This window comes from Rubidibacter lacunae KORDI 51-2, assembly GCF_000473895.1.
Lineage (GTDB): Bacteria > Cyanobacteriota > Cyanobacteriia > Cyanobacteriales > Rubidibacteraceae > Rubidibacter > Rubidibacter lacunae.
In genome coordinates this window covers 88,295-109,241 of the sequence record NZ_ASSJ01000070.1, presented here as the reverse complement: position 1 = coordinate 109,241, position 20,947 = coordinate 88,295, and the positions used below count along the sequence as shown (strand labels likewise).

Here is a 20,947-nt window from a genome sequence, read left to right as displayed (position 1 = left end):
AACTTTTAGTGGATCGTTGCCAGTGGATCTCTATACGTCTTTGCTACGGCCGATTTTGTTTTCGGGCATCAAGGTTGACCCCGAGTGGCTGCACAACTGCAGCTTCGAGGTGCTCGATCGTCTGCAACGCCACCACGATCGCGTCATCGGTCGCTGGTCAATCGAGCAATTAGAACGGACCTTCGGCTACCGCGACGAGCGCCTTACCCAAACCCTGTGGGGATTGCAGTTCCCCAATCCATTTGGGCTAGCGGCAGGGTTCGACAAAAATGGCATTGCGCCCGGGATCTGGCACGCCTTTGGCTTCGGGTTCGCCGAACTCGGTACTGTGACCCAGCACCCGCAACCCGGCAATCCAAAACCCCGCTTGTTTCGTCTCCCCAGCGATCGCGCGGCCCTCAACCGCATGGGCTTTAATAATCGCGGTTGCGCCGCACTCGCCGAGCGCCTAAAGCAGTTTCGCCCCGACTCCCCGTCAATTCCCTTAGGCATCAACCTCGGCAAGTCGAAGATTACGCCGCTGGCGGCCGCAGCAGGGGACTACGCCGCCAGTTTCCGGCAGCTGCGATCGCTAGGCGACTACTTCGTCATCAACGTCAGTTCGCCAAATACGCCGGGGTTGCGAACGTTGCAAGATGCCACCCAACTCGCGCGCGTGCTCGATGCCGTTCAGCAGGAAAACCAAGTCGCTAAACCCCTGCTGGTAAAAATAGCTCCCGATCTGAGCGATGACGCGATCGCCGAAGTGCTGGAGTTGGCAAGGACTTACCGGTTAGCCGGAATCGTTGCAACAAATACGACCGTCCGCCGCGATAACCTGCAGACCAGGGTTCTGACCGCCACGGGCAAATCCGTCGACGACGAAGCCGGCGGCATTAGCGGTCAGCCGTTACGAAATCGAGCAACGGAGGTTGTCCGCTTCATCTACCAACAAACCAAGGGCACGCTGCCGATCGTTGGCGTTGGCGGTATCTTCACTGCTGAGGATGCGTGGGAAAAGATCCTTGCAGGTGCAAGTTTGCTGCAGGTTTATACCGGCTGGATTTACGAAGGTCCCTGGCAGGCACGCCGGGTGCTCGGCGGGCTGTCGGAACGGCTGGAGACAAGCGACTTCGATACAATTGCCGCCGCTGTGGGCACACAATCGACCTAGCTTCGGGACGACGATCTCCCGTTGCCGGTCAGCGCGTCTCGGAGCGCGATCGTTAGAGCGTCTCCCGTCCCAGATACGGTTGCAGCACCTCCGGCACTGCGACCGTTCCATCCGCGCGCTGGTAATTCTCCAACACTGCAGCCATCGTCCGTCCGATCGCCAGTCCCGATCCATTGAGCGTATGGACGAACTGGGTCCCCTTCTTACCGGGCTCCTTGAAGCGAATGCGCGCGCGCCGCGCCTGAAAATCCTTAAAGTTAGAGCAGCTCGAAATCTCCCGATACGATCCCGACGACGGCAACCACACTTCCAGGTCGAAGCACTTTGCTGCCGAAAAGCCCAAGTCGCCCGAGCACAGCTCTAAGACCCGATACGGTAACTTCAGAGCCTGCAGAATCGCTTCCGCATCGTGCACCAAGGTCTCGTGCTCCGTCGCAGATGTTTCCGGATGCACGAGTTTAACCAACTCCACCTTATTGAACTGGTGTAAGCGGATCAGCCCCTTCGTGTCTTTACCATAGCTGCCAGCTTCTCGTCGGAAGCAGGGCGTATAGGCACAGTGACGGATCGGCAACTGCGCTGCATTGAGGATCTCCTCGCGGTACAAGTTCGTAACTGGGACCTCCGCTGTCGGTGCAAGCCACAGATCGTCATCGCGACATTGAAAGCTTTCCTCCGCGAATTTCGGCAACTGTCCCGTTCCCGTCAGCGCGGCACTGTTGATCAGCACCGGTGGGATCACCTCCACATATCCGGCTGCAATCTGGCGATCGAGCATAAAGTTGATCAAGGCTCGTTCGAGAGCTGCTCCAGCCCCGACCAGACTGACAAAGCGGCTTTGGGCCACTTTCACCGCGCGCTCGGTATCCAAAATCCCCAGTTTTCGGCCGATCTCCCAATGGGGCAACGATGCTGCCGATGGATCGGGTAAATACTCGTTGCCCCAGCGCCGTACCTCCACATTCTCGGTTTCGTCTTTGCCGACCGGGGTAGACTTATCTGGTAAGTTCGGCAGCTGCAATAAGCGATCGCGCAGCTGCTCCTCCAGCGCCTTGACTTGCGGATCCATGCCGCCGATTTGTGCCTTGAGGAAATTACCCTCATCTTTCATAGCCGCGATCTCCGCCCCTTTTGGATCGCTGCCACTCTGAATCTTTTGCCCGACGGCTTTCCCAATCTCGTTACTGCGGGCCTGCAGCTGAGAACGAGCAGTTTCCAATTGCTGTACCTCTGCGGTGAGATCGAGCAGCGGCTGCAAGTCGTACCCCGGCCCGCGGCGGTTCAAGTACTCCCGCGCGCGATCTGGATTGTCTCGGATCGATTTCAGGTCGAGCACGAATCGGCGGTCCTCCCAGAGCGAATTCCGTCTACTACGTCTGTTCCGTCTGTAAGGATAATCCGTTGCGTGCCTTCAGTGCGATCCGCTGCCGAACTACCGAGTCATCCGGGCGATCGACCATAGCTCGGTTGCCAGTCCGACCGAATGCGCGGCAATTGTATTGACATTTGACTGAATGATTAGCAAGTCAGCCGAGTTTACGAACTGCTTTGGATCGGCACCGATGACAAGCTGGGGCTGCGTCAGTGATTTGATGAGCACTATGCCGACGATCGCCTGTGCGCCCAAAACAGTGAGCAACAGGCCGACCAAATTCACGATCGCTCCAAACTGCAGCAGCCCGATTACTCGCCCGCGACTCGGACGATCTCCCGGCTCGGCAAACAACAGCATTCCCGAGAGGCGCGTATACCGAAAACTCATGTAAGTCGCGATCGCTAGTGCGGCAACACCGCCCAGCGCAAAGAAGATGGCTGCAGCTGCCCCGGGATTACCGCCCTCGGCATCCGAAAACTCGGGCGAAAACGCTGCCAAAATCACCAAGGTCGAAGCTGACACCACGCCCAGCACCGCTTGCACCCACAGTCCGATCCGTCCCGCCCATCTCAATGACGACGACGCCTTCTGAACGGCCGGCGGTAGAGCATTCTGCACTCTCGGTTCAAACATGGCGCGAGCGCGAAGCAAAAATCGACCCCCCTATTCTAGTCACTGAGCTTATTCGCTGCGTGGATCGTGAGGGGGTGCTCCCAAAGGGTGGTGTGCTCGATCCATAACATGCAGTGACGAACATCGCGATCGCTTCTGGATTTCATCAACAGACAAAATCCATATAATAATACCACAATTAAGCTTGTTACGAGTATTTCTTGAAACCACGGGCAATTGATGGAAGCGTCGATTTGCTGTAGGCCGCTACGTCTGCTATCTTCTGGTAAACGCGGCTATGGTAAAAAAGAAACCAAACTCATCTGAACAATCGTTTGTTACTCGTGCGACTCGCTGTTAACTAGAAAGTTTCATGAACCAGACAATGGACTTCGAGGACATTTACCGTTTCTTTCACTGCCCACCACCTACATATCTAAACAGAGAGTTGGCCGTATGTTACGTGTTAGATGTTCTGCTGCGTGGTGAGTCTTACGGTACCGAACTGATCGAGCTTCTGGAGCGAACAACACCGGGATATCGCCTCTCCGACACGGTACTCTACGGAGCACTGAAGTTTCTTGAAGAATCTGGCACGATCTCCGGGTACTGGAAGAAGCTTGTCGGGCGCGGACGTCCGCGGCGAATGTATCAGATCTGCCCGGGTGCCCGCCAGCGTGCCGAAGAACTCGCATGCCTTTGGCAGTCTTACATCTCGGAACACACCGGTTGTGAACCAAAGAAATATGCCATCGGCCTTGGAAGAGAGACGAATTAAGGGGTGTCAGGTTTTTTGTGTAAGCAAGTAATGCAATCGCATACTCGCAAGCTCGTCTAGGTTTTCACAATAAGCGGGCTCAATCGGGACTTGTTGAGAACAGATAGGTATGTTCAAGCACGTTAGATCGTTGAAGCCCTAAATCGGTCGAAACACAGACATTTTTTTGCACTTTCCTAGCACCGAGGCGATCCCGATTGCAGACGAGACTAGCGTGTGACTATGACACGATCGCCCAGGAAAATGACCCTTGCTTTGGCGCGACCAATATTGCGAGCGAGATGATTCGATGCTCCGACAGGATCCCGCATTAAATCCGAGAGGCGCGATTGCTCGCGCCTCTCGTGCAACGTTATATCGATCTCGTCGACTTCGGTCTCAACACGCCTCAATCTCGACAGAGAGTTCCCTCATCTACTCGACACCTTCGATGCGATCTTCAATCTGCTGGTATAGCTCCCGCAGGCGATCGAGGTTGTCATCGCTAGTATCCCAGTAACCGCGTCCGTTGGCTTCCAGTAGCGTCGTCACTATCCGACGGAACGAGTGCGGGTTGAGGTTCATCAGGCGATCGCGCATAGCATCGTCGGCAACGAAGGTGTCGTTGGCGTCCTCGTACACCCAATTATCGACCGCGTCGGCCGTAGCGGACCAACCCATCGTGTTCACCAAGCGCTTCGATAGCTCGCGCACCCCCTCATAGCCGTGGTTCAGCATCCCTTCATACCACTTGGGATTGAGCAATTTGGTGCGGGCATCCAGGCGCACGGTTTCTGAAAGAGATCGCACTTGAGCATTTGCTGTCGTCGTATCGGCGATGTAAGCAGCCGGTTTGGCACTGTCGCCGCGCAAGCCCTGCACGACTTTGGTAGGGTCGGAGTCAAAATAGTGCGATACGTCGCTGAGGCTAATTTCAGAGGAATCCAAGTTTTGGAATGTCGCGTCGGCAGTTTTCAGAGCTGACTCGAACAGCCCGCGGTTCTGCTCCATCATGCCGGGGTTGTCGGCAGAAAAGGCAAAGGACTTGCGCTTGAGGTACATTTCCTGCAGCTCGGACTCGTTTTCCCAAGAACTGTTTTCCACGGCTAAGTTGACATTCGAGGCGTAGGAACCGGAGGCGTTGGAGAACACGCGCGTTGCTGCTTCGCGGATATTGACGCCCATTTCCTCAGCCTGCTGCTGGGCGTGCTTGCGCACGTAGTTCAGCTCTGGGGGTTCGTCGGCTTCTGCAGCCATCTTCACAGCCCGATCGAGCAACGCCATCTGGTTCACGAAAAGGTCGCGGAAGACGCCGGAGCAGTTGACGACTACGTCCACGCGCGGGCGACCCAGCTCTTCGAGAGAAATCAGCTCCACTTTGTTGACGCGACCGAGTGCGTCCGGCACGGGCTTGACACCGACAAACCAGAGAACCTGTGCCAGGGACTCGCCGTAGGTCTTGATGTTGTCCGTTCCCCAGAGCACTGAAGCGATTGTCTCCGGATACGCGCCGTCGTTGGCATCGCGGTGCCGGTCCAGCAGGCGATCGACCACGATCTTCGCGGACTTCACCGCGGCCGCAGTCGGAATCGACTGCGGATCGAGGGCGTGGATGTTCTTGCCGGTGGGCAATACGTTCGGGTTGCGAATCGGGTCGCCGCCGGGTCCGGGCAATACATATTCGCCTTCCAGCGCACACAGCAATCCGCCGAGTTCGTTGTCGGCAACGATTTGCTCGAGGCAAAACTCCAGGTACTCGAACAGCGGCGCGATCGCCTCACGCTCGACGCGATCGAAACCGCACGCCTGGAGGGCGGTCAGCCAAGGTTCTGTCTTGCCCCGGCCGAAGAAGTTGAGTTTGGCTACGCGGGACACGCGACCGTCGTCGTCGGCTTGAGCGCTAACCATCGCGCCGATTGCGGCTTGGGCTGCATCGCCAATCTCGCGCAGAAGCTGCACGTCGGCGAGGACCCCGAGGTTGTTGTTGCGGTAGATCTCTTCGATGTCGCGATCTAAGCTGTCTGCGATCGCTCGCGGCAAGGCAATGATGCCTTCTTCCTCGCGATCTAGACTGGCAATGTTGACCAGCGTGGCGATCGCCTCTTCCGCCGACGGCGGCCGGCCGATGACGTGCAGGCCGCAAGGCAGCAGCCGCGAGGAAATTTCCATCAGCTGCTTGTAGACCTTGCCGACGAGCGCGTCGCGGTCTTCGCGACTGAGATCTTTAGCATCTCCCGCGGGCAGCTCGATGTCGCGATCGAGGTTCACCAAGCGGCACTTATCGGCGATCGCGTCGACAATTTGCACCCCCCGTCCGGAGTCTTTCAAGGTTTGGTACGAGCCGACCAGTTCGTTCAGTTCCTGCAAACCCTTGTAAAGTCCGGCATTTTCCGCAGGCGGCGTCAGATACGAGATCGTTTCGGCATAGCTGCGGCGCTTGGCGATCGTGGCTTCACTGGGATTGTTGGCGGCGTAGTAGTAGATGTTAGGTGTCGAACCGATCAGGTTATCCGGGTAGCACTCGCCGGACATACCCATCTGTTTGCCGGGCATGAACTCCAGCGACCCGTGGGTTCCGAAGTGCAAGACGGCGTCTGCTTGCCAGATTTGCTCCAAGTAAGTGTAGTAGGCTGCGAAGCCATGGTGCGGCGAGGCCGATCGGGAGAACAGCAGGCGCATCGGATCGCCCTCATAGCCAAAGGTGGGTTGAACCCCGATGAAGACGTTGCCGAAATGCTGACCGTAGACCAGTAAATGCTCGCCGTCGGTATTGAGTTCCCCTGGCGGGGGTCCCCAGTTCTCTTGCAGGCGCTCGGCATAAGGTGTCAGACGTTCGTATTCGGGGACGGACATCCGATAGGCAACGTTCAGCTCCGGGCTGGCATACTGCGCCTGCGCGTCGTGAATTACGGCTTGCATCAGCGCGGCGGGTGACTCGGGCAAGTCACAGACGTCGTAGCCGTTGTCGCGCAGTCCTTTCAGCACCTCGTAAATACTGCCGAACACGTCCAGGTATGCGGCCGTGCCGACGTTACCTTTGTCGGGCGGAAAGCTGAAAACAGTAATGGCGACCTTCTTCTGGCACTTGGGCTTGCGACGCAGTTGCGCCCACTTCAGCGCCCGTCCGGCCACGGCTTCGACGCGGTCCTGCAGCGCGATCGCTTTGCCGGTAGCGCCGTCGCGACCGGAGAGCACGATCGGCTCGATCGCGCCATCCAATTCGGGAATAGCAATCTGGAGCGCCACCTGCACCGGGTGCAAGCCCAGTTCGCTATCTTCCCATTCCTCAGTAGTTTGAAACACGAGCGGCAGCGCCACCATGTAGGGTCGGTTCAGGCGCTGGAGCGCGGCAACCGCCTTGGGATGATCTTGACGGGCGGGACCGCCGACCAAAGCAAAGCCCGTAAGCGAGACGACCGCATCGACAATCGCGATCGGTTCGACACCCTTAGCCGCCGTGTCATAGAAGTATGTATCGACCGGCTTGGAGAAATCCAGTCCGCCAGCAAACACTGGCAGCACCCGCGCGCCCATGGACTCGAATTCAGAGACCATAGCCACATAGTGTGCGTCGTCGCCGGTGATCAGGTGCGTGCGCTGCAGGACCAAGCCGATGCAGGGTGCCAGCGGATCTTTCAACTCATCGCGGATGTCCGAACGCTTCTGGTACCAATCCAGGTAAACCTTGATGTCTTCAAACATCGTCGGCGCGAGCGGATGCCAGATGCCCATATCCGGGTAGACGACCGGATCGGCGTAATCGACGGTTGTGCCAGCTGCACCCTTGGCAGCGCGATTGCTGCGATCGCTCGGCAGGACGTACTTGTCTGCCAACATCAGTAGGAAGTTCCCCAGGTTATCCGGAGAACCGCCCAGCCAATATTGAAAAGAGAGCATGAAGTTGCGGGCGTCCTGGGCCTTGTCGATCGGCAAGTACTTCAGCACCTTCGGCAGCGTTTGCAAGAGCTTGAGCATGCCCTCTTCAAACGAGCTGCCATTCTTTTCCTTGCGTTTGCGCATAAATTGGGCGAGCGCACTCTTGCTCTGCCCGAGCTGTGCCATCGAAAAGCTCCCGAGTTTGTTGAGGCGCATCACTTGCGGCATCGAGGGGAACACCACCGCTGCGTCCAGGCGATCGCGGTGCGGTTGCACGGTAGCTACAACCTTTTCGGCGAGGTCTTCGATGAAAATTAATGAGGCGATGAACAGGTTAGCCTCGGCGACCGCGCTCTGGAAATCGTCATAGTTTCCTGGATCGCGCAGCTCCTCGATTAAATAACCGCGAATGTCGAATGCGAGATGAGGATGCGAGGCATTTATAGAGCAAACGGCAGCCGAGAGCGCGCTTTGGTATTGCGGTTCGAGCACGACATAGACCACCTTGACGAGGCTGCGTCCCTGCAGATCGCTGGGGGCAATGTGGCGGATGGTGGACTTGACGCGAGTGAACATTTAACGTTTAACTCCTTAGCTCGGGACGGGAAGAGACTGGCGAACACAGCGAGGCCAGCGGCTCGATCCCCGCGGCACGCTCCGTAAAAGCAAGGCGACAGCGGACGGTCCCAGTTCGGTCAGGGCGAGCAAACACTAAACGACATGCAACTTGCGATCGCAGTGTCTCGAAAAGCTCAAAGGCTTGCATTTTGCAAACTTGGCTATCGATCGGGATGAATCCACTGGACGCGTTCGCATGCCCGCATGGCACACTTGTGTTTTGTATCAAACAAGGCGCTAACCCTTGACGAAACTGCCATCAAGCGAAACAAATTGACAAATTGAGCGAGACATTTTTTTACATTTATTACGAAGCAACATAATCATTTACTCACTAAATGTTAATTTTTCTTTGCAAATTCTCCACATGACCTTTCGCCTAGATCTTTTTGGGCATCGTTCGGGGTGACTAAGCCTGCTTGCGTCTCTGATATGCTGTTGTACTAGGACTTTTGGTGTGAGCGAGATAGCAATGGACGGAATGTCGATGGCGCGAGCAATTTTGCTAGTGCTGGCAGCCGGGCTACCACTAGCGAGTGCACCAGAACTTGCTCGGGCTAATGAAAGCGAAGGCCCCGTTACTGCTGAGGTCGCAACCCAGCTAGCCGTTTTGCGTGCCATGCAGGTCGATGAAGACGGCGTTTTTTTTGTCGTTGATGGCCAGGTGATGGAAGCGCGTTCGTGGCGATCGCCCGACCGCACCCGCATGCGACTAGAGCTTCGCGGTACGGAATTAGCTGCGGGTTTCACCCCTGCCGAGAGGATCGACTTGAGAGCTCTCGGCGTCAGCCGCGTTTCCTACCGAACCCTGGTTGTTGCTGGCAGTGCCGTACAGATCGACTTCGGCGTCGCGCCCGATTCGCCCGATTGGAACGTAATAACAACCGAGCGCGGGATCGCACTCATCCGCAAAGATGGCAGGCGCGGATCCATCCCTCGTCAACAGCAGTCTCAACCGGCAACCGAACCGATCCGCGAGGCGATCGCCGCCGAAGAAACCGGGCAGGTTCCCTTCGTCCCTCCCCCAACAGCGTTGCAATCAGCACTCTTGCGTGATTGGCGCGTGGAAGAGAACGGCATGACGCTCGTCGTCGAGGGGGAAGTGGCGGAAGCACGCGCGTGGCGATCGCCCGACCGCACCCGCGTGCGCTTGGAATTACGCGGGGTAAAGCTGGCACCCGGGTTCCCACCGGCTGAGTCGATCGACCTCACCGCTCTCGGCGTCGGACGCGTTTCCTATCGAACGTTAACTGCGACAGCCGCCGGGGGAAGCGCCGTTCAGTTCGACCTCAGCGTCGCGCCCGATTCGCCCGATTGGGATGTGGTGATGCGTAACTCCGCGATCGGCCTCGTCCGTGCCGATCGCGTCCGCGAGCCCATTGCCCTGACTCCGGCGGCGCGGCAAGAAGCGGAGGCCGCCGAACGCGAGAGCGCGGCTGAAGCAGCGGCTGCAGAAGCAGCAGCGATCGACTCCCTCGCGGCCGAGTCCCGCGAGGGAGTCGATCCCGCGGCAGCTAGCCCGCTCTATCAAGCTCCCGGTCAGCCAACTGCCGAGCAGTACGCTCGCGGCGACTTCTCCTTCAACGTTCGCAACCGCCTCTTTGTCATACCTGACGATGTCGTTAGCGGAACGCCAGCCTATCCCAACTTTGGCTTCACCTGGGGCGTCATCGATGATTTCGAGCTCAATCTGGAGTTTCAGCGACTCGATACCGCATCTCCCGGCGATCAGGGCGAGTTTCGCGCGATCCGCGATCCCGACGAAAGCAACTTTTTCTTTTCGGAATTCCAGGAACTTACTGTCGAAACACAGTACCGGATTTGGGATAACAGCGATGAGTCGCTCGCGCTCGGTGGCGTGCTAGCCGTGTCCTTTGGCAGTCGCCCCATCCGATTCACCAATAGTCGCGGCTTCACGGTTGAGGAGCGCACGGACGAGTCGGTCGTGCCATCGCTGCAGTTTCCTCTAACAGCACGCCTGGGAGATCGCGATCGTTGGCGGCTGACCGTCTCGCCGACGGTGGCGTTTTTCCCGAGCGAAAATGCCATGCACCTGCACCAACCACCGGATTCGGATGAAGAGTTCGGAACCACTTTCGGTGTTGTTGGTGCCACGTCGTTCCGCGTCAATCGCAGTATTCTGTTGTTTGCCGATGCATTCGTGCCGGTAACCGGCAATAACGCGATCGATCGCGATTCGGGCGACCCCTCAAAGACAATTGCTTTTAATGCTGGATTGCGCTATTTGGTTAATCCGAACGTTGCACTCGACCTATATGCAACCAATACCCTCGGCACAACCGGCCCGCTATCGCTAACAGCAGATAAAGAATATGCTGCGGTTGGGGCGAACCTAACCTTTCTGCCCAGCTTCTTCGCTGGAAATCGACGTTACTCCGATAGTTTCGATAGCACTCCTGAAGATCCCACGGATCCACGCAATGGCGGTTTTGCCTTCTTCGACGGCAGCGTCTTGCCGAGCGGTCAGTTTGCAATTAATTTGGGAGGCGGCAGTCAAGGCTTCCTGACAGCACTGCGCTACACACCCGTTCGCGACCTCGAAGTCGGGATTTATCTCGACCTTATTTCCGGGGAGGTTGACGAATCCGAACAAGGCATCAGCGGCAAATTGCGCGTTCTCGACCAACAGGCTGGCGACCCACTCACTGCTAGCCTCGCGCTGACCCTCGGTATTACCAACGAGCCGTTCGTCAACTTCTTCAACAACAACCGCGACGAATTTGACGACCGCGGACTCAGCAAAAGCATTCCAGGGTTCCTCATCAATCAAGACGATTTCGATGAAGGGCAGCTATACATCGCGACACTTTCGCTGCCGCTGCACTATCAGTTTGCCAACGACGCTGCAGTCTGGTTCACGCCCATTGTTGCTTTCGTGCAGCAGGGTGGGGCGGATATTGCCGGTTTCAACTTAGGCGGCTCCTACCCAGTTGCGCGCAATCTCGACTTGATCGCTGAAGTGGGAGCAAACTTTACCGATCTGGGCAACGGGTTTGATGGCAATCGGCTCGGCAACCAAGTTCCATACTCGTTGGGCCTGCGTTGGGATATTTCCACCTTCTTCGGCAACTCGCCAGCCGATGCCACTGCACCATGGCTGCTGGAGTTTTATCTCACCAACCGCGTCGGCGGCTCCACTTTTCACAACCTACGCGTGCGTGATAAGGACCTGGCCGTCGGGGTCGGTCTGACCATTCCATTCCGCTTCTGAGCGATTTCAGACGCAAGTTCCTGCAGTCGAATTCTGCTTTTCCTCTAGCAATCAGACTTTTCAGGATGTCATATCAGTCCCTTCCATCATGGATCGGAGCTGACTGGAAAGACCAATATGCCCAATGCTTACAACAGATTGAGCGAAAAATCCCTAGCCTGAGTTATTCATGAACTCTGATGAGGAGACGCTAAATTTATTGCCCTGCAGCGCTTGCAGACTTTTTCGCTCATTGACAGTGCGTTCCTATACACGTAGATTGGAGCCTAGTCAGAGCAAGGGTTTGAGGCTTCGTCAAAATCTTCGCGAACAATCCAGGCTTGAGGAGGGAGGAATTCAGGCTTTCAACTGTCACAGTACTTCCTAGTGTTGGTATAGGGTGTTGGTGAAACAATCGGGGTAAAACTGGGAATAAAAAAACGCTCCTTGCACAGAAGGAGCGTAACGGGCCGGTATGGATTGACCTCAGGAGTAAGCGGTTAAGACGTTGCCGTCCGGACCGGACTGGCGATCGCCTGGCAGTAGCGACCCAGTAAAAAGGCACCGCCGAGAAGCTTCACGATTTCTGCCGACCAGTATCCCCAATGCAAGGGCACCATTGCCGCAGGCATGGAGGGATCGGTTGCAAACCAGTCGAGGGACATAGCTGTAGCGCTCATCTGCGGCGTCAGAATGTAGGTGCTAAGCAGCACGCAGCCCAAAAGGACTGACGCAATTGCTAGCGAGCTGGTTTGCGGTGCAGATTGCCGGTGCAGTGCCCAGATAACGGTCAAAACTGCTGCGGCTGCGACCAGCTCGACATGATTGAACGTCCCGAACAGAGCGTACCCTACGCTGGCAAAACCCGTTGCTTCCATCATGCCTTCTGTCGCGAGGCAAGGGACTACCAACAAATCGAGCATCAAACTACCGCCAAGCCAGAGTCCAAGAATCAAAAGGAGTAGTGCTTGCCAGCTTCCAATGTTTTGGTTGCGTTGAATTGCTGCCGTCATCATGTATAGAGATGAATGCTGTATTGATGCGTATCTTTAGCTTAACTAGCGCAGCAGTCCCGCAGGCGCGAACATAGCAAATCCTTACTTAAGTTTCATAATTTGCGCGGAGGCTGGCGTTCGTTTTTCCAGTCAGGTAACCGCACTGGTCCAACTAGCAAACTATTACGAATTCGTGTGAATCTCTGTAAATTTCTGTTGCTTTTTGGTGCGAAAGGCGGTTTCCCGGTAGAGAGTGCAGGCATGTAATGACCGATGCCGAGGGGCTAAAACCCTTATTTGATTCACGACACGTTCGCGCGGCGGATTTCCTCGAGCGGCTGCTTGCCGGACGCTATCGCATTGTTCGGGTGTTGGGCGAAGGTGGATTCGGGCGGACGTTTTTGGCGGTCGATATTGGCGTCAAACCAGAACGGGCTTGCGTCGTCAAACAGTGTTTTCCGCAATCGCTATTGGGAGAACGGCGGGAGTTAGCAACGGCACTTTTTGCTAAAGAGATTCGGTTTTTGGCAGGCTTGGGCGCTCACCCTCAAATCCCCGAACTTTACGATACATTTGCCGAAGGTGAGTATCAATACTTGGTGCAGGCTTGGGTCGAGGGCGAGAATTTAGCAAACTGGCTCGTCCGCATCGTGCGCGCGCGTGAGTCAGATTTACTTGACTTGCTCGGTCAGGTGTTGCCGGTCTTGAGTTACATCCACGACCGGCAAGTCATTCACCGCGATATCAAACCCGAAAACTTGATCCGCGATCGGGACGGGCGGATTGCCCTCGTTGATTTCGGAGCGGCAAAAATCTTGACTGAAGGGTCCTTGATGCAAGCAGGCACGTCCATCGGATCGGCAGAGTATGTCGCGCCGGAACAGATGCGCGGTCGGGCCACCTTGGCTAGCGACGTCTACGGTCTTGGCGTTACCTGCATTTATCTGCTAACGGGTGTGCCGCCCTTCGACCTTTACAGTCACGATGCTGCTACTTGGGTTTGGCAAGGCTATCTAAATCGTCCGATCTCGCGACAGCTGGAGTTCGTCCTCAACAGGATGCTGGCAGAAGCGATTAGCAAGCGCTATCCCAACGCACGTGCCGTGCTCGATGACTTGCGGCAGCTCTATCCCTATGCCCCGCAGTTCGCGCAACCGGAACCGACACCGGAGCCCGCGACCGTTGCTCCAGCGGCCCAGCCAGCCGCCCCCAATGCCGTGCCTGAGGAACCGGTCGAGTCGTCAGATTCGACGTTTGTCTTCGATACCGTGGATGCTTTAGGCTTTGACTTACGCTTCGACGCGATCGAATCCGAGCCGGCATTGCTGGCCATCGATTGCACGCCGTTGAGCGCGGCCCTGGAGGCTGGCAACTGGCATCGGGCTAACGAGGAAACGCACCGACTGCTGTTAGAGGCGGGGAAAGCCGTGCGGCGAACTTGGCTAGAAGGGGAAGAGATCGACCTCTTCCCCTGTGTGGAACTGCGCGCGATCGACGAGCTGTGGGCGGAGCATTCCGGCGATCGCTTTGGCTTCAGCGTACAGCTGCGGATTTGGCAGGACTTGTACGAGCCGACGTACTACAAATTCGGCGATCGATTGGGGTGGTTCCGGTCTGGCGCGTGGCTCCCCCACCAGCACTTAACTTACGATGCAGGCGCGCCGCTCGGTCATTTGCCAGCCATTCGCTGGTGGTACGGCTCGGCTGTATGGGGCTTACGTCGACTATTTCGTCGCCTCGATGCTTGCGGCTTGGGAGCATCGCCGGCACCTAGGGACAGCAAACGAGCCTGACGGCGGTCATTCAACGATCTAAGATCGGGAGGGCGTGCAATCGCATCTGGTCTGATTCCAAAGCAAGGGCGGCAAAGAAAACAGCAGCCATGAAATTGATTTTGTACTCCAAACCCGGCTGCCACCTATGTGAAGGGCTGCAGGAAAAGCTCGAACGCTTGGCTGGTGTCGGAGATCTGGACTTCGAACTCGAGATGCGCGACATCACGACCCGCGCGGAATGGTTTGAGGTTTACCAATACGAAATCCCCGTGCTCTGCTGCGATCGCGAGGGCATCGAGCACCCCCTGCCGCGTCCGTCGCCACGAGCGAGCGACTCGCACATTTCCCGCCTCCTGAGGCAGTATTCAAGTTAATGCCAGTTTGGAGGTTTCCTGCTGATGTATTGTCTGGCTTGGGTTTGGCGATCGCGCAGGCGGCGAGTGGTAATTTTGTGATGGTTTAGAAAGGAAGAGAGAGTTCAGACGATTTCCACTGGGTAAGTCTCGACGCCCGTTCGTTCGGGCTCGAAAAGTCCGAACCGTCTCCTCAAGCGCTAAAAGGATAGATTGGCCATTGCACTTGCAGCGCTGTCTCAGTGACCCGAATTCTAGACGCATTCTATCGGCTCGTCTTACCCGACTCGTTGTAATTGCTTAATGGCGCTCGTGAAATAACTCGCCCAAGCCTTCGCCGAGGAGTGCCATCCCGACTGCTAGCAACGCGATCGCCAAACCGGGAAAGAATGCCGCCCACCACACCCCTGTCGGCAGCGCATCCAGGGCTTCCTTAAGCGCGTAGCCCCATTCGGGAACGTCTTCAGGCAACCCCAAACCGAGAAACCCGAGGCTGCTGAGAATCAGGATCGCGTCGGCGGCATTCAGCGCGAACAGTACCGGCACGCTTTGCACCACGTTGCCGAATAGATAGCGTGACAGGACTCGCGACGGACTGGCACCAAGAGCGCGCGCTGCTTCTACAAACAACTCGGTCTTAACGCTGACGGTATGGTTGCGCACCACCCGGAAATACTGCGGTACGTACGATATGCTGACGGCGATCGCCGCATTAAGCACGCCGCGCCCGACGACGAACGCCAGAGTAATTGATAGCAACAACCCCGGTAGCGTATAGATCGTGTCCATCAAGAACAGCAAGAACTTGTCGAGTCGCCCGCCGAGATAACCCGCCAGCAACCCGAGCGGTACGCCCGCGAACGCACTCAGAATTGTTGCTGCTGCTACTACGCGCAGCGCTGCCCGCGCCCCGAACAGCGTTCGTGCAAATACGTCGTAGCCTTGGCGCGTTGTCCCGAACCAATGGGCAGTGCTTGGGGCAGCATTAATTGGATTGCTAAGAGCTTCGGTCGGATCTTGAATCCAGCCCCACCCAGCCAATAGCGGCACTAGCACGGCAATGGCGGCAAAAGCAGCGACGATTCCCAGCCCAGTTGCCAGAAACCAGCGGGAAAGTTTCGATAGCTCGGACCACCGCATGAGACCGGTTAGCGAGCGTTTGTAAGCGTGATTTGTAGTTGTGGTCACGTCGGCACAATTGTCGGACGATAGGTCGAACAGCACGCTGCGGTTTGCAGCAGAACGAGTTTTGGGAGAGCCCGATCGCCTGCAAAGTTCCTCGGCGGGGTGCATACTCCCCACCACGATCGATCGCGGCACTGGTTGATGCGATCGCTTCCGGCTCGGCTATAACTCCTCGACTTCGGCTTCGGCTATAAGATCCTGTAGGCTCTGATGTCGCTGGCGACGCGAGGTGCGGCGGTACTTTTTGCTTTCGAGCTTTGGTTCGTACTCCCGTTGACCGGCCGAGCCAGTTTTGAGCTTGAGGTTTATCTCGGTATCGGGTGTGTCTCGCCGCGCGGCTGCCCGTTCGACCGCCTCGTCGAGGAAGCGCAAATAGTGCTCGTAGCGTTCCCACTCCCCGCGGACGACACAGTGCGGCTCGTCCCGGTGCAGGCAGTTGCCGAACTGGCAGTTTCCCTGGCGCAGGAACGCGCGCGCTTCGGGAAACAACTGCACCACCCTCTGCGGCGGACAGTCGAGAACTGGTTGATTGAATCCGGGCGTATCGGCGAGCAGTCCGCCACCCGGCAGTTCGAACAGTTCGACGTGGCGCGTTGTGTGGCGACCGCGCTCTAGTTTGCCGGACACCGATCCGATGCGCAGCTGTGCTGATGGCACCAGACGGGCGATCGCGCTCGATTTACCCACGCCCGAAGGACCGGCTAGGATGCCGATCTTCCCGGCTAGACGAGCGCGGACTGCTTCCAACCCGTCACCAGCTCTGATGCTGACGAAGAGTGGATCGTAGCCCCAGGCGCGCAGCCGCTCGCGCCAAGCTTGTTGCTCTGCCGCGGCAACCAAGTCGCACTTATTTAAGCACAAACAGAGCTCCAGTCCTGTCGTCTCACCGCAGGTCAGAAACCGACTGAGCTGCCACGCATCTGGTGGTGGAGCTGCTAGCGCAAACATCAATAACAATACGTCGGCATTGGCAACGGGCGGGCGACTCAGTTCCGTGCGGCGCGGCAAGACGGACGCGATCGCGCCGCGACCGTCCGTCCAATCGGGTTCCTCCACGGTCACGCGATCTCCGGCTATAACCCGCTGCCCGAGCTTTTTCAATCGCGCGCGGCGAGTACACAATAACTCGCGCGGTCGCTCCGACTCTGCTCTGACCGGCAGCGATACTGCCGCACTGCCGTCTAAGCGCACGCGATAGAAGTTAGCCTGCGTTGCGACCACTGTGCCGCGCCACTCCGCTACCGTTGCACCCAGGGTCAGTTCTGGTGGCGCACTCATACTGCTGTCGACTGTCGTACTTGCAACGCGAAGTAGTTGCCGCAGTTAACAATAGCTGCAACCGGATAACCCGCAGCATGCAGGCTGTCGGGAACTTGCTCGATGGGGTCGCCCGGGTCGAGCCACACTTCTAGCAGCTGACCTGGCGGCAGCTTTTGCAGGCGCAGTTTCGTCCGCACGAAATTGAGCGGGCAGGGCGTGCCGCGCAAGTCGAGCCGGTCGTCGGGGGTCGGCAATGATGCTGCAGAGGAGTTGTTCATAGCGCCGGGACTGTAGGGCGATCGCACGATCGTTGATGGCTAGTGACCGCGAAAAATACCGCCGAATAACCCGCCTTCGCGTCCCTTACCAACATTTTCGCCTTTCTGGTAAGCGAGTTTTTCCAGAGCTTCGCGCTCTTCGCGCTCGAGCCGCGTTGGTATTTCGACCTGCACGGTGATTAGATGGTCGCCGCGACTGACGCTGTTGCCAAGTTTGGGAACACCCTTGCCTTCCAATCGCAATACCGTTCCCGGCTGCGTTCCCGGAGGAATCGCCAGCTCCTCCGGTCCATCGACTGTTTTGACCTCGTTGTGGCAGCCCAGAATTGCTTGTAGGTAGCTAACGCGCAGTTCGGAATGGATATCGGTGCCGTCGCGCTCGAACTCGGCGTCCTCGGCAATGTTGAGAAACACATACAGGTCGCCGGACGGACCGCCGCGCAGCCCGGCATCGCCTTCACCAGCGACGCGCAAGCGGGTGCCATTATCGACACCCGCCGGAATGGTCACTTTCAATTTCTTGCGCACCTGACGGCGACCGACCCCATTGCAAGTCTCGCATTTTTCCTCAATGACGCGCCCTTCTCCGTTGCAGTTCGGGCACGTCGCTACCTGAGCAAAGCTCCCGAAGGGCGTTCGGGTCGCGCGCCGCACTTGGCCGGTCCCGTTACAGGTCGAACAAGTAGAGGCGCTGGTCCCCGGTTTGGCGCCGGATCCCTTGCAGGTCTCGCAGTTTTCCATGTGCGGAATGCGAATTTCCTTCTCGCCGCCAAAGACCGCTTCGCGGAATTCCAAGCGCAAGTCTAGACGCAAGTCGTCGCCGCGGACTTGACTCGACCGCCGTCGCGTCGAGCTGCCTCCACCCGCCGCGGTTCCCATCCCGCCGAAGCCACTGAAAATGGTCTCGAACAAGTCGGCAAACCCGCCCACGTCGCCCATATCCTGGAAGCCGCTCGCACCAGCTGCCCCGGACACTCCGGCTTCGCCGAAGCGATCGTAGCGCGCTCGCATCTCTGGCTCGGACAGGACTTCATAGGCACGATTGATTTCCTTGAAGCGCTCCTCCGCGCCAGAATCCTTGTTTACATCGGGATGATAGCGCCGCGCTAACTCGCGAAACGCCCGCTTGATCTCGTCTTTACTGGCGTCGCGCGCGACGCCGAGCATTTCGTAATAGTCAGCAGCCATATAAAGTAGGGGTCGTCTGTGCTCGAGATGAAGTGGACGGGATGGAAAGTACTGCAGCCGTTCTCATTGTGCCGCAGCGAAGCTAATGACAGGGACAGGACGGTATCTATTCGATAGCCTCGTAGTCGGTCGTTAGCTTCCCCTCGTCGAGAGTACCGAGTGGCTGTTGGGAGGGTTGAGTGCTGAAGGTGTCCGCGAGCAGTCCCTCATCAACCGTGTCGTCGAGCGTGCCGAAGACTTCGTCGAGTTCTTGGCTGGAGCGGTCGGCATCTCTGGACTTAACGCCCGTTGAGACTTTGCTGCTGGCCGTCCGCGGCTTTTCTGTCGGGCGATTGTCCATCGTCTCGAATTCGCGATCTATATCCGCACCAGCCTGACTGTATAGATCGACGCCCAAGGCTAACACCGCCTGGCGATACGCCTCAAGCGCGGCCGAGAACTGGGCCACGCTTTGTTGCGGAATGTCGAGGGCCACCATTTCCTGCAACTCGGCTCGCTGCTCGTCGGCCCGCTCGCGCAAATGCGGTCGGATCATCTCGCTGTTTTCCCTCAGCGTCGAGTCATGGCTGTAGAAAAGACTGTCGGCCTGACTGCGAAGGTCGATAAGGACCATCCGGCGGCGATCTTCCTCCGCAAAGGTTTCTGCTTCTTCGCGCATGCGATCGATTTCAGCTTGATTTAACCCGCCCGTCCCGGAAATGCGGATGCTCTGCTCCCGACCCGTTCCGCGATCTTGAGCGGAAACCTGAAGAATGCCATTGACATCGATCTCGAAGCTCACTTCGATCTGAGGTACCCCGCGCGGTGCGGCAGGAATTCCTGCCAGCAAAAACTTCCCCAAACTTTTGTTGTCCTTCGCAAGCGGGCGATCGCCTTGCAAGGCGTGGATCTCCACGGTGGTTTGCCCGTCCGTTGCGGTTGAAAAAACCTGTGACTTGCTCGTAGGGATTGTAGTATTGCGCTCGATGATTTTGGTGAACACCTCGCCGAGGGTCTCGATCCCCATCGACAGTGGGGTCACGTCCAGCAGCAACAAATTCTCTACCTCATTACCCAATACACCGGCCTGAATTGCCGCACCAAGAGCCACGGCCTCATCGGGGTTTACCGAGCGGTCGGGTTCTTTATTGCCAAAAAACTTCCGAATTGCCCCGCTCACGGCCGGAATGCGCGTCGAACCGCCAACCAAAATAATCCGATCTACCTGCTCGGGGTGCAGGTCGCAATCATTTAGTGCCTGATTGACTGGCGCGATCGTAGCGGCAATCAATTCGGACGTTAGCTCTTCAAACTTGGACCGCGTCAGGTCCATTTTGAGATGCTTGGGGCCGCCGTCGCCAGCAGATTTAATAAATGCTGTAATGAAGGGCAAGTTAATCGAAGTAGTGATTCGCGTCGATAGTTCGATCTTGGCGCGCTCAGCTGCCTCGCGCAGGCGTTGTAAGGCCATTTTGTCGTCGCTGAGATCGACCCCCTCCTGCTGCTTGAAATCCTCTAGCATCCAGCGTACGATCGCGTCGTCGAAATCGTCACCGCCTAGATGATTGTTCCCGGCAGTGGCTTTAACCTCAAATACACCGTCACCGAGCTGCAAAATAGATACGTCGAAGGTCCCGCCGCCGAGGTCGAAGACTAGCACCGTCTGATCGCGGTCTTGCTTGTCCAAACCGTAGGCCAGTGCTGCGGCCGTGGGTTCGTTGACGATCCGCAGCACCTCTAACCCGGCGATCGTCCCAGCATCTTTGGTAGCTTGTCGCTGGGCATCGGTAAAGTAAGCCGGAACGGTAATAACTGCTTGCGCGACCGGCTCGCCGAGGAACTGCTCGGCATCTGCCCTCAATTTCTGCAAGATCATTGCCGATATCTCCTGCGGAGTCAGCGTCCGCCCACGGATATCGACATCGACCGTCCCGTCGCGCCCCTTCACGCAGCCGTAGGGCACGCGCGATCGCTCGTCCACAGTATCGTCCCAGCGGCGACCGATGAAGCGTTTGATGCTGTAGATCGTGTTAGCAGCGTTCGTGACAGTTTGTCGTTTTGCTAACTGTCCGACCAACCGTTCGCCGCCCCTGCCAAAACCGACAATGCTGGGGGTTGTTCGCCCGCCTTCACTGCTTTGGATGACGGAGGGCTGGCCTCCCTCCAAAACAGCAACGCAGCTATTTGTAGTCCCTAAGTCGATACCGATGACCTTGCTCATAATCTGGGACGAAATAACAAATACGCAGTTGCGAGCAATCTTTTTTCGAGCGGCAGTGCTGAGGAGCGAAATGCTCTAATGCCTTTTTATTTTCATAAGGCGTGCCGCTCG

General features: G+C 57.3%; 14 protein-coding genes. 5 read left to right on the top strand and 9 right to left on the bottom strand.

Features of this window, described 5'->3' with window-relative positions; all coding sequences use genetic code 11:
* Positions 1-22: 22 nt before the first annotated feature.
* Positions 23-1,153, top strand: a complete 1,131-nt coding sequence (locus KR51_RS12250) for a quinone-dependent dihydroorotate dehydrogenase (protein WP_022608190.1) — start codon at positions 23-25, stop codon at positions 1,151-1,153.
* A 52-nt stretch (positions 1,154-1,205) separates the two neighbouring features.
* On the opposite strand, the gene serS is transcribed toward KR51_RS12250, so the two are convergent.
* On the bottom strand, positions 1,206-2,489 hold the full coding sequence (gene serS / locus KR51_RS12245) for a serine--tRNA ligase (RefSeq protein ID WP_022608188.1): 1,284 nt from the start codon (positions 2,487-2,489) through the stop codon (positions 1,206-1,208).
* A 96-nt stretch (positions 2,490-2,585) separates the two neighbouring features.
* On the bottom strand, positions 2,586-3,161 hold the full coding sequence (locus tag KR51_RS12240; RefSeq protein ID WP_022608186.1) for a DUF3611 family protein: 576 nt from the start codon (positions 3,159-3,161) through the stop codon (positions 2,586-2,588).
* A 352-nt stretch (positions 3,162-3,513) separates the two neighbouring features.
* On the opposite strand from KR51_RS12240, the gene KR51_RS12235 reads away from it, so the two are divergent.
* Positions 3,514-3,918, top strand: a complete 405-nt coding sequence (locus KR51_RS12235) for a PadR family transcriptional regulator (RefSeq protein ID WP_022608184.1) — start codon at positions 3,514-3,516, stop codon at positions 3,916-3,918.
* Positions 3,919-4,332: 414 nt separating this feature from the next.
* Here KR51_RS12235 and KR51_RS12230 read toward each other — a convergent pair whose 3' ends face one another.
* Positions 4,333-8,349: a magnesium chelatase subunit H gene (locus tag KR51_RS12230; RefSeq protein WP_022608182.1), complete on the bottom strand. Its 4,017-nt coding sequence runs from the start codon at positions 8,347-8,349 to the stop codon at positions 4,333-4,335.
* A 514-nt stretch (positions 8,350-8,863) separates the two neighbouring features.
* On the opposite strand from KR51_RS12230, the gene KR51_RS17615 reads away from it, so the two are divergent.
* A complete protein-coding gene (locus KR51_RS17615; RefSeq protein ID WP_022608181.1) occupies positions 8,864-11,623 on the top strand; it encodes a hypothetical protein in 2,760 nt (919 codons plus the stop codon).
* A gap of 479 nt (positions 11,624-12,102) precedes the next feature.
* Here the strand turns inward: KR51_RS17615 and KR51_RS12220 are convergent, their stop codons facing one another.
* The gene (locus tag KR51_RS12220) at positions 12,103-12,615 is read right to left on the bottom strand and encodes a hypothetical protein (RefSeq protein WP_040656163.1); all 513 of its coding nucleotides are present in this window, start codon (positions 12,613-12,615) and stop codon (positions 12,103-12,105) included.
* Between the two features lie 248 nt (positions 12,616-12,863).
* Between KR51_RS12220 and KR51_RS12215 the strand changes: the two genes are divergently transcribed.
* Together KR51_RS12215 and KR51_RS12210 are read left to right on the top strand one after the other, a co-directional pair.
* Positions 12,864-14,390 (top strand): serine/threonine-protein kinase, encoded by a 1,527-nt coding sequence (locus tag KR51_RS12215; protein ID WP_022608179.1) that lies wholly within the window; start codon positions 12,864-12,866, stop codon positions 14,388-14,390.
* Between the two features lie 89 nt (positions 14,391-14,479).
* Positions 14,480-14,746: a glutaredoxin family protein gene (locus tag KR51_RS12210; protein WP_022608178.1), complete on the top strand. Its 267-nt coding sequence runs from the start codon at positions 14,480-14,482 to the stop codon at positions 14,744-14,746.
* A 279-nt stretch (positions 14,747-15,025) separates the two neighbouring features.
* Here the strand turns inward: KR51_RS12210 and KR51_RS12205 are convergent, their stop codons facing one another.
* The 5 genes from KR51_RS12205 to dnaK form a co-directional block, all read right to left on the bottom strand.
* Positions 15,026-15,865 (bottom strand): ABC transporter permease, encoded by an 840-nt coding sequence (locus KR51_RS12205; protein ID WP_040656160.1) that lies wholly within the window; start codon positions 15,863-15,865, stop codon positions 15,026-15,028.
* 207 nt (positions 15,866-16,072) lie between these two features.
* Positions 16,073-17,188 carry a small ribosomal subunit biogenesis GTPase RsgA gene (gene rsgA, locus KR51_RS12200; protein ID WP_022608176.1) on the bottom strand — a complete coding sequence of 372 codons (1,116 nt, stop codon included), beginning with the start codon at positions 17,186-17,188 and terminating at the stop codon, positions 16,073-16,075.
* Positions 17,185-17,448 carry a sulfurtransferase TusA family protein gene (locus KR51_RS12195; protein WP_022608175.1) on the bottom strand — a complete coding sequence of 88 codons (264 nt, stop codon included), beginning with the start codon at positions 17,446-17,448 and terminating at the stop codon, positions 17,185-17,187. The genes rsgA and KR51_RS12195 overlap by 4 nt, the downstream gene beginning before the upstream one ends.
* 39 nt (positions 17,449-17,487) lie before the next feature.
* Positions 17,488-18,636 carry a molecular chaperone DnaJ gene (gene dnaJ / locus KR51_RS12190; protein ID WP_022608174.1) on the bottom strand — a complete coding sequence of 383 codons (1,149 nt, stop codon included), beginning with the start codon at positions 18,634-18,636 and terminating at the stop codon, positions 17,488-17,490.
* Between the two features lie 106 nt (positions 18,637-18,742).
* Positions 18,743-20,836, bottom strand: a complete 2,094-nt coding sequence (gene dnaK, locus KR51_RS12185) for a molecular chaperone DnaK (RefSeq protein WP_022608173.1) — start codon at positions 20,834-20,836, stop codon at positions 18,743-18,745.
* Positions 20,837-20,947 lie beyond the last annotated feature (111 nt).